Source organism: Thalassobaculum salexigens DSM 19539, from assembly GCF_000423805.1.
Taxonomy (GTDB): Bacteria; Pseudomonadota; Alphaproteobacteria; order Thalassobaculales; family Thalassobaculaceae; genus Thalassobaculum; species Thalassobaculum litoreum.
Genome location: NZ_KE384094.1, coordinates 28,826 through 40,547, shown reverse-complemented (window position 1 = coordinate 40,547; position 11,722 = coordinate 28,826). Strand labels below are relative to the sequence as shown.

The window sequence follows — 11,722 nt, the reverse complement described above, 5'->3', positions numbered from 1 at the left end:
TCGGGTCCGCGAGACGGGACGCGCCCCGCTACGTCGCGAAGCTGCGGACCAGGGTGCCGGCGACCATGTACCAGCCGTCCACCAGCACGAAGAAGATCAGCTTGAACGGCAGCGAGATCGTCACCGGCGGCACCATCATCATGCCCATGGACATCAGCACCGACGCGATCACCATGTCGATGATCACGAACGGCAGATAGAGCAGGAAGCCGATCTCGAAGGCGCGCCGCAGCTCGCTGATCATGAAGGCCGGCACCAGCACCTGCAGCGGCGCGTTCAGCCCGGTCTCGGCGGGCCCGACCTCGGCGATGTCCTCGAAGAGCTGCAGGTCCTTCTCGCGGACCTGGGCGAGCATGAAGACCCGGAAGGGGGCGGTGGTCTCGCGGAACGCCTCCTCCTCGTCGATCTGCTCCTCGATCAGCGGCCGCACCCCGTTCTGCCAGGCGGTCTGGAAGGTGTCGGCCATGATGAAGGCGGTCATGAACATCGCCAGGCTGATCGCCACGATGTTCGGCGGCGCCTGCTGGGTGCCGAGCGCGGAGCGCAGCAGCGAGAACACCACGATGATGCGGGTGAAGGACGTCACCATCATCAGGATGCCCGGCGCCAGGGACAGGACCGTGACCAGGGCGACGAGCTGGATGATGCGCGCGGTTGTGGAGCCGCCCGGCTCGCCCACATCGAGGGTGAGGGACTGGGCGAGGACCGGCGCGGCGTAGAGGGCGCCGCCGAGGCCGGCCAGAACCGACAGGAGGACGAGCAACCGCCGTGCGGTCATCGATCGGCTCCGTCGCCGGTGGTTTGGGGCACGGGCAGCGGCGGTGCCGGGATGCCGGTCTCCACGACCATGTCGCTCTCTCCGCCGATCACCAACAGATGCTCCACCTCGTCACGCCGGACCAGAATCAGCCGCCGGCGCCCGTCGAGGACGCGGTTCTCGACGATCCGGAGGCGCGGCGTCTTGCCGACATTCATCGCCAGGCCGAAGCGCTCGACCGCATACCGCCGTACCAGCCAATAGCATATGCCGATCAGCCCTAGAACAAAGGCGAAGGCCAGGATGAAGCGGATATAGTCGAACAGACCCATGGCGCATTGTCGGCTGCGGGTCGGGCCGTGCCAAGGCTGCAGGGAGGTGCGGCGGCCGGGCGATATCAGAACCCACGCCGGCGGCGGGTCTGTCCGGCGCCATAGGCGGCGGCGGCGGAGCGGGCCGAACGGGCCGGGGGCGGCGAATCGCCGCCGTCGCCCCGCTGCTGGATCGCCGTCGCCGCGGCGTCGAGCCGCGCGATCAGCTGTTCCAGAACCGGCAGCAGGGCCTTGGCCTCCGCGGGCGGGCGGGCCAGGACGGCGTCGCAGAGCCGCGAGACCCGCTGCTCCAGCGCGGCGCGATCGGTGGTGCCGGCCGCCAGGTCGTCGATCTGGGCGGCGACGGCGGCGATCTCCACCTGCAGCTCCGGCGGGGCCGCGGGATCATCGGTCATCGCGGGGCTCTCCCTCCCGGTTTTCGACTTTCATCCGGTCGTTCGCGCGGTAGACATAGGTCAGGATCTCGGCCACGGCGGCGAAGGCCTCCAGGGGAATCTCGCAATCGACCTCCACGACCTCGAGGATCTGGGCGAGATCCGGGTCGGTCCGCACCTTCACGTCGTTGCGGAAGGCGAGATCGAGAATCTTCTCGGCCATCTCGCCATAGCCCTTGGCCACCACGGTCGGCGCGAGGCCGCTGACGATATCGTGGCTCAGGGCGATCGCGATCTGCCGCTCTGGCGCGCTGCCGCGGGGACTGGCCGGGGTGTTGGGTCGCCGTGTCATGGGGTCAGTATACCGATCCTCGCGCCCTCTCGCATCCGGCCCGCGCACCACGGTTGGCACGGTGCTTGCTTGTCCATTGGCGACGCTCACCGCCAACCGGTGGACGTCACCGAAAGAAGCAAATCCGTCGAGATTGCTCAGAAGGGGACGAGAGATGAAGATGTCGGACATGAGCCTGTTTCGGATGGCTCGTCAGCAGATGGACTGGTTGGGCGACCGTCAGACCGTGCTGGCCCAGAACATCGCCAACGCCGACACCCCGAACTACCGCGCCAAAGACCTCAAGGCGCTGAGTTTCGAGCGGGAGCTGCGCGACATCAAGCAGGTGAGGATGCAGGCGACCAGCGGCACCCATCTGCAGGGAACGGTCCAGAAGCCGGACTTCCGGGTCGAGGAGCTGCGGGCCCGCGACGTCTACGAGACCAACCCGAACGACAACGGCATCGTCCTCGAAGAGCAGATGATGAAAGTGTCCGACACCCAGATGAAGTACCAGCTGGCGTCGAACGTCTATCAGAAGAACATGACGATGCTGCGGACCGCCATCGGGCGTAACGGGCAATAAGCGGAGAGGACGGACCCATGGAACTGATCAACGCCATCAAGATCTCCGCTTCCGGCATGAAGGCCCAGGGCACGCGCCTGCGGGTCGTGGCCGAGAACGTCGCCAACGCCGACTCGATGGGCAACAAGCCGGGCGACGATCCCTATCGCCGCAAGACCATCACCTTCCAGGACCAGCTCGACCGGACGCTCAACGCGGATCTGGTGTCGGTGAAGAAGATCGGTCGCGACATGAGCGACTTCGATCTCTCCTACGAGCCGTACCATCCGCTGGCCGACGAGAACGGCTACGTCAAGAAGCCGAACGTCAACTCGCTGATCGAACTGACGGACATGAAGGAGGCCCAGCGCGGCTACGAGGCCAACCTGAGCGTGATCGACAGCTCCAAGGCGATGATCCAGCGCACGATCGAGCTGCTGCGCTGATAGGCGCGCAGAAACCCCGTAAGGCGCTGTTTCGCCGGACGGATCCATCGCGTAGAATGGCACCCATGGAGGTACCGTCATGGTGACACGTATCGGAGACATCACGCCGCCGATCCCCGGAGTGGGTGGCGGTGCTGCGGACAAGCCGCTCGCCGGCAAGGATTTCGCCAGCTTCGTCAAGGACGCGGCCGAATCCTCGATCGACACGATGTATAAGGGCGAGACCCTGTCCAAGGCCGGTATCGCCGGCACGGCCGACCTGACCGACGTGGTCGCCGCCGTGAACGATGCGGAACTCACCCTGCAGACCGTGACCGCTCTGAGGGACAAGCTTGTCTCAGCCTATCAGGAGATCATCCGCATGCCGATCTGAGGTGGTCGCCGCGGTTTCGGCGACCATCGGGAGCGACAGGGCGGCAGGAAGCGACCCGGCAGGTTTTGCCGGGCATTCGGCATTGGGAGGAAGCAAATGACCGAGGCCGATGCGATCGACGTGTCCCGGGAAGCGGTTCTGGTGCTGCTGACGATGTCCCTGCCGGTCATGCTGATCGCGCTGGGGGTCGGTCTGACCATCGCCCTGTTCCAGGCGCTCACGCAGCTTCAGGAGATGACCCTGGTCTTCGTGCCGAAGATCCTGGTGGTCTTCGGCTCGCTGCTGCTGCTGCTGCCGTTCATGCTGGCCACGATCACGACGTTCTTCGACGGATTGGCCGACAAGATCATCGGGCTCTCGTAGGAGCGCGGCCGGTGCCGCTTCAGGAGTATCTCCCGGTCCAGGCCTATGCGCTGATGCTGGTCATCGCCAGGCTGGGCGCTATGGTGTTCCTGCTGCCGGGAATCGGTGAGTCCTTCGTCTCCTCGCGCATCCGCATGATGTTCCTGCTGACCATGGCGTTGGTCGTCTCGCCGACGGTCATGACCTATCTGCCGACCGTCCCGCCGTCGCTGCCGGAACTGTTCCTGCTGGTCTTCATCGAGGTCATGATCGGCAGCTTCTTCGGGCTCGTCGGCCGCACGCTGCTGCTGACCCTGTCCTCGGCCGGCATGATCCTCTCGTTCTCCACGGGGCTGGCGAACGCCCAGGTGTTCAACCCGTCGATCCAGGGGCAGGGAACGTCGATCAGCCTGCTGCTCAGCGTGCTGGCGATCATGGTGGTGATGGCGGCCGACATGCACCACATGCTGATCCTGGCGCTGATCGACAGCTACACCCTGTTCCCGCCCGGCGCGCCGCTGCCGATCGACGACATGTCGCTGGCCTTTACCAGGCTGGTGGCGGATTCCTTCGAGATGGCCGTGCAGCTTTCGGCGCCGTTCATCGTGTTCTCGCTGGTGTTCTTCGTCACCCTCGGCGTGGTGTCCCGGCTGATGCCGCAGCTTCAGATCTTCTTCATCGGTCTGCCGATACAGATACTCATGGGCTTCACCATCATGATTGCGATTCTCGGCACGATGGTTGAGGTGTTTCTCAGGTACTATGAGGACGGGATCGCCTCCTATCTCGTTCCCGGCTAACCGCGACAAGGCGACGGCGCATCCATGTCGGACCAGGACCAATCCGAAAAGACGGAAGAACCGACTCCGAAAAAGCTGTCGGAGGCGCGCAAGAAGGGTCAGATCGCCAACAGCAAGGAGGTGAACAGCTTTGCCGTGCTGCTGGGCGCGACGCTGGTCGTCGGCATCATCGGTCCGTTCGTTGCGCTGCGGGTCTACAGTCCGCTGGCCGGAATCATGGAGAAGGCCGGCACGATGCCGATCGATCATGGCAGCACCGGCCAGATCCTCTTCGACGTCTTCGCCTCGGTCCTGATCGCGTTGTCGCCGGTCTTCGCGGTGTTCATGGTGCTGGCTCTGGCCGCCAGCCTCGGCCAGTCCGGGATCCTGTTCACCACCGAACCGATCTCCCCGAAGTTCGACAAGATCTCGCCGATCAAGGGCTTCGGCCGGCTGTTCTCGCTGCGGTCGATCGTCGAGTTCCTGAAAGGCATCGCCAAGATGGGGGTCGTCGGCGCCGTCGCCCTGGTCCTGGTCTTGCCGGAACTCGACAGGCTCGAGACGATCGTCCAGATGGATGTCCGCCAGTTGCTGGAAGAGATCCAGACCCTGCTGATCCGCCTGCTGTTCGGGGTCTCCGCGGTCATGGTCGTCATCGCCGTGGCCGACTACGTCTATCAGAAGTACGAGCATATCAAGCAGCTCAAGATGAGCCGCCAGGAGATCCGCGACGAGCACAAGCAGTCGGAAGGCGACCCCCACGTCAAGGCGCGGCTGCGCCAGATCCGTCACGAGCGGGCGCGTCAGCGCATGATGTCGGCGGTGCCCCAGGCGGATGTCATCGTCACTAACCCGACACATTTCGCCGTCGCGTTGAAATACGACACCTCGGTGATGGCGGCGCCGACCGTGGTCGCCAAGGGCGTGGACAATGTCGCGTTCCGGATCCGCGAGGTGGCGGAGGCGAACGGCGTGCCGATCGTCGAAAACCCGCCGCTGGCGCGGGCGCTGTTCGGCGGCGTCGAACTGGACCAACAGATCCCGGAAGAGCACTATCAGGCGGTGGCGCAGATCATCTCCTACGTTTACCGCCTCCAGGGTAAGCGGATGTCGGCCTAGAGCGCGATCGGTTCAGATCGAAACGATCTGAACCGTGAATCGCCCTCTAACCCATTAAAGATAGAGCAAGTTCACACGAGCAGATGTTTCCATCTGATCGTGATTTGCTCTAAGGCGGCTCGCGCTCTAGATGGTCGTCCGGATGGGCCGGGCAGCGGAGGCGCTGGCGGAGCGCAGGATTTTGCGGAGGGGAAGCTGTTTTCTGGCGAGGGTTTGAGGGGGTTTTCCCTATGGCGCGCCCTGATCGGCGGACCGTCCGAACGCGGCAGCGATGCCGCCGACAGACGGATACCCGACGGCGACGGAGGGCCGGCGGAGGACGCGGTCGATCGTGGTTGCGTTCGCCTGGGCGCGGACGGCCGCTTCCTGGATGCCGATGCCGGGGCGGTGGCGCTCCTGGGCGAGTCGGCCTCGACGGGAGAGGGCAAACCCGTGGCGCGCCTGCGCCTCATGGTCCTCAAGCGCGATGTCTCCGACAGCGAAGTCACGGACAGTTTCGAGCATGACGGGCGGAGCGTTTCCGTAACGCTGACCGCGGTTCCGGAGGGAGTCGTCCGGGCCGATCTCTGCGCCGCCCGCAAGCCGGCCGATGCACCGCAGGAGACGGTGCTGGAACTGGTGGTCGACGCCCTGGAATACGCGCCCATCGGTGCACTGAGGATCTCCGACGAGGGACGGATCGTCGGCCATAACCGCTTCCTGTCCGACTGGCTCGGCCCCGGCGGCAGCAACGCCATGCTCGGCTTCGAGTTCCTGCCGCTGGTCGCCGAGCACGACCGCGACCGGGTGCGGCAGGTGATCGCCGGCGCCGATGCGAGCGGCGAGACCTCGCGGCCGATAGACGTGACCGTGGGCGGGGGCGATACCGAGCGCGTCGCCTCGATGTTCGTGCGGCGGCCCCGCGGCAACCCGAGCCAGCGGGTGGTCTATCTGATCGATGTCAGCGAGCAGCGCTCCCTGGAGGTGCAGTTCGCCCAGTCGCAGAAGATGCAGGCGGTCGGCCAGCTGGCCGGCGGCGTGGCCCACGATTTCAACAACCTGCTGACGGCGATGACCGGCTATTGCGACCTGCTGCTGCAGCGTCACCGCGCCGGCGACCAGTCCTTCGCCGATGTCATGCAGATCAAGCAGAACGCCAACCGGGCGGCCAACCTGGTGCGCCAGCTTCTCGCGTTCTCCCGGCAGCAGACCCTGATCCCCCGGGTCGTCGACCTGACCGAGATCCTGTCGGACCTGTCCCACCTGCTGCGCCGGCTGATCGGCGAGACCGTCGTCCTGGAACTGGAGCACGGCCGCGACCTGCGCCCGGTCCGGGTCGATCCGGGCCAGCTCGAACAGGTGATCATCAATCTCGTGGTCAATGCCCGCGACGCCATGCCCGGCGGCGGGCGGATCTCCATGCGCACCGGCCTGACCGAGACCGTCCGGCCGCTGCGCCAGGGCGACGAGGTCATGCCGCCCGGCGAATACGTGCTGATCGAGGTGATCGATACCGGCACCGGGATGCCGCCGGATGTGCAGAAGCGGATCTTCGAGCCGTTCTTCACCACCAAGGACCTGGGGCAGGGCACCGGGCTCGGCCTGTCGACCGCCTTCGGCATCATCAAGCAGTTCGGCGGCTACATGTTCGTCGACAGCACCCAGGGGGTCGGAACCACCTTCTCGATCTACCTGCCGGCCTGGACCGGCGCCCTGGAAGCCACCGCGGCCGACGGACCCCGGCGGCTGGACACCGATCTTTCGGGGACCGGCACCGTGCTGCTGGTGGAGGACGAGGATCCGGTGCGCCTGTTCGCCGCCCGGGCGCTGCGGGGCAAGGGCTACACGGTGCTGGAGGCGCGCTCGGGCGAGGCGGCTCTGGAGCTGCTGCGCGGCGAGAATCCGCAGGTCGACCTGATGGTGACCGACGTGATGATGCCGGGAATCGACGGACCGACCCTGATCCGCGAGGTGCGCAAGGACCGGCCGAGCCTGCCCGTGGTCTGTATTTCGGGGTATTCCGAGGATGCGTTGCGCCAGCGGATCGCCGACGCCGAATCGGTGGCGTTCCTGCCGAAACCGTTCTCGCTGAAGCAGCTCGCCCAGGCGGTGAAGCATGCTTCGCTCCCGATCGATCCCGGATCTTGAGGTCGATTCAGGCAAGACCGCTAGATCTGGACGAGAACAAAAGTAGAAAATCCGCTTGTGAATGAGAACAAAATAAGTACAATCCGTCTCTAGAGATCGTTCACCTCGCACCGGCACCGACGTCAGTCCCAACGGGTCACACCCGTTGCCCCGTACCGGGCGCGCACGATAGAAGGAGGCGGAAATGAGCGCTGCACTCAAGCTTGTTGAGAAGGACGGCATGGACAAGTCGAAAGCGTTGGAAGCCGCACTCAGTCAGATCGAGCGTGCGTTCGGCAAGGGCTCCGTGATGAAGCTCGGTGCGCGCGAAGCCGGGGTCGAGATAGACGCGGTGTCGACCGGCTCGCTCGGCCTGGATATCGGCCTCGGCATCGGCGGCCTGCCGCGCGGCCGCATCGTCGAGATCTACGGTCCGGAGAGCTCGGGAAAGACGACCCTGGCCCTGCATGTGGTCGCCGAGGCGCAGAAGGCCGGCGGCACCTGCGCCTTCGTCGATGCCGAGCATGCGCTCGATCCGATCTATGCCCGCAAGCTGGGCGTGGATGTGGACGAGCTGCTGATCTCCCAGCCGGATGCCGGCGAACAGGCGCTGGAGATCGCCGACACGCTGGTGCGCTCCGGCGCCATCGACGTGCTGGTGATCGATTCCGTGGCCGCCCTGGTGCCCCGGGCCGAACTCGAGGGCGAGATGGGCGACACCCATGTGGGCCTGCAGGCGCGGCTGATGAGCCAGGCGCTGCGCAAGCTGACCGGCTCGATCTCCAAGTCGCGCTGCATGGTGATCTTCATCAACCAGATCCGCCAGAAGATCGGCGTGATGTTCGGCAACCCGGAGACCACCACCGGCGGCAACGCGCTGAAGTTCTATGCCTCCGTGCGCCTCGACATCCGCCGCATCGGCGCGATCAAGGACCGCGACGAGGTGGTGGGCAACCAGACCCGGGTGAAGGTGGTGAAGAACAAGCTGGCTCCGCCGTTCCGGGTCATCGAATTCGACATCATGTACGGCGAGGGCATTTCCAAGCTGGGCGAGCTGCTCGATCTTGGCGTCAATGCCAGCATCGTGGAGAAGTCGGGCGCGTGGTTCTCCTGCGACGGCCAGCGCATCGGCCAGGGCCGAGAGAACGCCAAGCAGTTCCTGAAGGCCAATCCGGACATCGCCAACGGCATCGAGCGGCGGATCCGCGAGAATGCCGGGCTGGTGGCCGAGGCCATGCTGGTCGGCGACCCGGAAAGCGGGCCCGAGGACGCCGCGGGCGACGACGCCTGATCGCATTTAGGAGGGCGGCCGGTCACCGGCCGCCTTCGTCCTTCGGGTGGGACGTCCCCCGCCGGCCGGTCCTCCGGCGTCGATAGCGGGACGGCGACCCGACCCGTCCGGCGGGCATCCGCTGGACAGCGCCGGGTGGCCTCGATAAAACCGGGGACTTTTGACGGCGCCGTTTCCGCGCGTGGGGCGCGGGGCCGGCCGCCAAGTCGCCGGAGACAGGGCCATGGCCACGACGAACGACATCCGCCGCGCGTTTCTCGACTATTTCTCGGCCCGCGGGCATGCCGAGGTGGCCTCCAGCCCGCTGGTGCCGCGCAACGATCCGACGTTGATGTTCACCAACGCCGGTATGGTGCAGTTCAAGAACGTCTTCACCGGCCAGGAGACCCGCGACTACAACCGGGCCGTCACCTCGCAGAAATGCGTGCGCGCCGGCGGCAAGCACAACGACCTGGACAATGTCGGCTACACCGCCCGCCACCACACCTTCTTCGAGATGTTGGGGAACTTCTCCTTCGGCGACTATTTCAAGGCCGAGGCGATCGAGTTCGCCTGGACCCTGATCACCGGCGAGTTCGGCCTGCCCAAGGACAAGCTGCTGGCCACCGTCTATGCCGAGGATGACGAGGCGGCCGCCCTCTGGAAGAAGATCGCCGGCCTGCCGGAAGAACGGATCATCCGCATCCCGACCTCAGACAATTTCTGGGCGATGGGCGATACCGGACCCTGCGGCCCGTGTTCGGAGATCTTCTTCGACCATGGCCCGTCCATCCCCGGCGGCCCGCCGGGCTCGCCGGACGAGGATGGCGACCGGTTCATCGAGATCTGGAACCTAGTGTTCATGCAGTACGAGCAGGTGACGCCCGACGAACGGGTCAACCTGCCGCGGCCGTCGATCGACACCGGCATGGGCCTGGAGCGCATCTCCGCCGTTCTGCAGGGCAAGCACGACAACTACGACATCGACACCATGCGCCGCATCATCGAGGCCTCGGCCGAGGCCGCCGGCGTGGATCCGGACGGTGAGTTCAAGGTCTCGCACCGGGTGGTCGCCGACCACCTGCGGGCCAGCACCTTCCTGATCGCCGACGGGGTGCTGCCGTCGAACGAGGGCCGCGGCTACGTGCTGCGCCGGATCATGCGCCGGGCCATGCGCCACGCCCATATCATGGGCTGCACCGACCCGCTGCTGCACCGGCTGGTGCCGACCCTGGTGCGCGAGATGGGCGAGGCCTTCCCGGAACTCGGCCGCGCCCAGGCGCTGGCGACCGAAACCCTCAAGCTGGAGGAGACCCGGTTCAAGGAGACCCTGGACCGCGGTCTGCGCATCCTCTCCGAGGAGACCGGCAAACTCGGCGAGGGCCAGGCCCTGAACGGCGAGGTCGCCTTCAAGCTCTACGACACCTACGGCTTCCCGGTCGATTTGACCGCCGACATCCTGCGCGGCCAGGGCCGGGCGTTGGACCAGGCCGGTTTCGACGCGGCGATGGAGCTCCAGCGTGCGGCCGCCCGCAAGTCCTGGTCGGGTTCGGGCGAGGCTGCGACCGACCGCACCTGGTTCGAGGTCCGCGACAAGGTCGGCGCCACCGAGTTTCTCGGCTACGACACCACCTCGGCCGAGGGCGTGGTCAGCGCCCTGATCGTCGACGGCAAGCAGGTCGACAGCGTCGAACCGGGGGCCCAGCCCGGCGGCGACGTGCTGGTCGTGGTCAACCAGACCCCGTTCTATGGCGAGAGCGGTGGCCAGATGGGCGATACCGGCACCATCCGCACGGCCGCCGGCGCGACCCTCGCGGTGACGGATACCCAGAAGAAGCTGGGCGACGTCTTCATCCATGTCGCCACGCTGCAGGACGGCCCGGTGAAGGTCGGCGAACCGGTGGAACTGCTGGTCGATGCCGACCGCCGCGACCGGCTGCGGGCGAACCACTCGGCCACCCACCTGCTGCACGAGGCCCTGCGCCGCCGGCTCGGCGACCATGTGGCCCAGAAGGGCTCCCTGGTGGCACCGGAGCGCCTGCGCTTCGATTTCAGCCAGCCCACATCCATCGCGCGGGAGGACCTGGCCTGGGTGGAGAGCGAGGTGAACCGGCGGGTGCGTCAGAATTCCCCGGTCACCACCCGCCTGATGACCCCGGATGCGGCCATCGGCGAGGGGGCCATGGCCCTGTTCGGCGAGAAATACGGTGACGAGGTCCGTGTCGTCTCCATGGGCGGCGACCTCGAGGCGGGCGGCAAGTCGGCCTGGTCGGTCGAGCTCTGCGGCGGTACCCATGTGGGCCGCACCGGCGATATCGGCCTGGTGAAGATCGTCGCCGAAGGCGCGGTCGCCGCCGGCGTGCGCCGGGTGGAGGCGGTCACCGGCATCGGTGCGCTGGACTGGCTGAACGCCCGCGAAGCCGCGCTGGCCGAGGCGTCGGCCGAGCTGAAGACAACGCCGGAGGACCTGCCGGCCCGCGTCCATGTCCTGATCGAGGAGCGCCGCCGGCTCGAGCGCGAGCTGGTGGAGACCCGTAAGAAGCTGGCCTCCGGCGGTTCCGGCGGCGGCGCGACCAAGACCGTCTCCGGCGTCACCTTCGCCGGCCGGTCGCTTGACGGCGTGCCGGCCCGCGAGCTGAAGGGCGTGGCCGACGGCCTGAAGCAGGAGATCGGCTCGGGAGTCGTCGCCGTGGTCAGCAACGACGACGGCAAGGCCTCCCTGGTGGTCGCCGTGACCGACGACCTGACCGGCCGGTTCAGTGCCGTCGATCTGGTCCGCGCCGGCTCGGCGGCTCTCGGCGGCAAGGGCGGCGGCGGCCGTCCAGACATGGCCCAGGCAGGCGGCCCCGACGGCACGGCCGGCGACAAGGCCCTGGCGGCGATCGAAGCGGCCTTGGCCTCCGCCCCCGCCGCCGCGTAAGGTCCGGG

At 66.7% G+C, this 11,722-nt stretch carries 13 protein-coding genes; 9 read left to right on the top strand and 4 right to left on the bottom strand.

Translation table 11 applies throughout. The annotated features are described in order from the left end of the window. Window positions 1–28 precede the first annotated feature (28 nt). The 4 genes from fliP to G578_RS0115390 all read right to left on the bottom strand — a co-directional run bounded on the left by fliP (window position 29) and on the right by G578_RS0115390 (window position 1,986). Window positions 29–778, bottom strand: coding sequence for a flagellar type III secretion system pore protein FliP (fliP, locus tag G578_RS0115405; protein ID WP_028794996.1), 750 nt, complete (start codon window positions 776–778; stop codon window positions 29–31). Beyond that, the gene (locus tag G578_RS0115400; RefSeq protein WP_028794995.1) at window positions 775–1,089 is read right to left on the bottom strand and encodes a FliO/MopB family protein; all 315 of its coding nucleotides are present in this window, start codon (window positions 1,087–1,089) and stop codon (window positions 775–777) included. Before G578_RS0115400 ends, fliP begins: the two co-directional genes overlap by 4 nt. Before the next feature lie 65 nt (window positions 1,090–1,154). Next, the gene (locus tag G578_RS0115395; protein WP_028794994.1) at window positions 1,155–1,484 is read right to left on the bottom strand and encodes a hypothetical protein; all 330 of its coding nucleotides are present in this window, start codon (window positions 1,482–1,484) and stop codon (window positions 1,155–1,157) included. Beyond that, window positions 1,474–1,986, bottom strand: a complete 513-nt coding sequence (locus tag G578_RS0115390; protein ID WP_342664900.1) for an EscU/YscU/HrcU family type III secretion system export apparatus switch protein — start codon at window positions 1,984–1,986, stop codon at window positions 1,474–1,476. The genes G578_RS0115395 and G578_RS0115390 overlap by 11 nt, the downstream gene beginning before the upstream one ends. Between G578_RS0115390 and flgB the strand changes: the two genes are divergently transcribed. The 9 genes from flgB (at window position 1,985) to alaS (ending at window position 11,714) form a co-directional block, all read left to right on the top strand. Further along, window positions 1,985–2,380 carry a flagellar basal body rod protein FlgB gene (gene flgB, locus G578_RS0115385; RefSeq protein WP_169400864.1) on the top strand — a complete coding sequence of 132 codons (396 nt, stop codon included), beginning with the start codon at window positions 1,985–1,987 and terminating at the stop codon, window positions 2,378–2,380. The genes G578_RS0115390 and flgB overlap by 2 nt on opposite strands. Window positions 2,381–2,397: 17 nt before the next feature. Beyond that, window positions 2,398–2,805, top strand: coding sequence for a flagellar basal body rod protein FlgC (gene flgC / locus G578_RS0115380; protein WP_028794991.1), 408 nt, complete (start codon window positions 2,398–2,400; stop codon window positions 2,803–2,805). Between the two features lie 79 nt (window positions 2,806–2,884). After that, window positions 2,885–3,178, top strand: coding sequence for a flagellar hook-basal body complex protein FliE (gene fliE, locus G578_RS0115375; RefSeq protein WP_028794990.1), 294 nt, complete (start codon window positions 2,885–2,887; stop codon window positions 3,176–3,178). A 96-nt stretch (window positions 3,179–3,274) separates the two neighbouring features. After that, window positions 3,275–3,541 carry a flagellar biosynthesis protein FliQ gene (fliQ, locus tag G578_RS0115370; RefSeq protein ID WP_028794989.1) on the top strand — a complete coding sequence of 89 codons (267 nt, stop codon included), beginning with the start codon at window positions 3,275–3,277 and terminating at the stop codon, window positions 3,539–3,541. Window positions 3,542–3,552: 11 nt separating this feature from the next. Beyond that, on the top strand, window positions 3,553–4,320 hold the full coding sequence (fliR, locus tag G578_RS26575; RefSeq protein WP_038015120.1) for a flagellar biosynthetic protein FliR: 768 nt from the start codon (window positions 3,553–3,555) through the stop codon (window positions 4,318–4,320). 24 nt (window positions 4,321–4,344) lie between these two features. Then, window positions 4,345–5,418, top strand: a complete 1,074-nt coding sequence (flhB, locus tag G578_RS0115360; protein WP_028794988.1) for a flagellar biosynthesis protein FlhB — start codon at window positions 4,345–4,347, stop codon at window positions 5,416–5,418. Between the two features lie 213 nt (window positions 5,419–5,631). Further along, the gene (locus tag G578_RS26570) at window positions 5,632–7,545 is read left to right on the top strand and encodes a response regulator (RefSeq protein ID WP_051244903.1); all 1,914 of its coding nucleotides are present in this window, start codon (window positions 5,632–5,634) and stop codon (window positions 7,543–7,545) included. Window positions 7,546–7,729: 184 nt separating this feature from the next. Then, a complete protein-coding gene (gene recA, locus G578_RS0115350; protein WP_028794987.1) occupies window positions 7,730–8,815 on the top strand; it encodes a recombinase RecA in 1,086 nt (361 codons plus the stop codon). A gap of 223 nt (window positions 8,816–9,038) precedes the next feature. Beyond that, a complete protein-coding gene (gene alaS, locus G578_RS0115345; RefSeq protein ID WP_028794986.1) occupies window positions 9,039–11,714 on the top strand; it encodes an alanine--tRNA ligase in 2,676 nt (891 codons plus the stop codon). The last annotated feature ends 8 nt before the right edge of the window (window positions 11,715–11,722 follow it).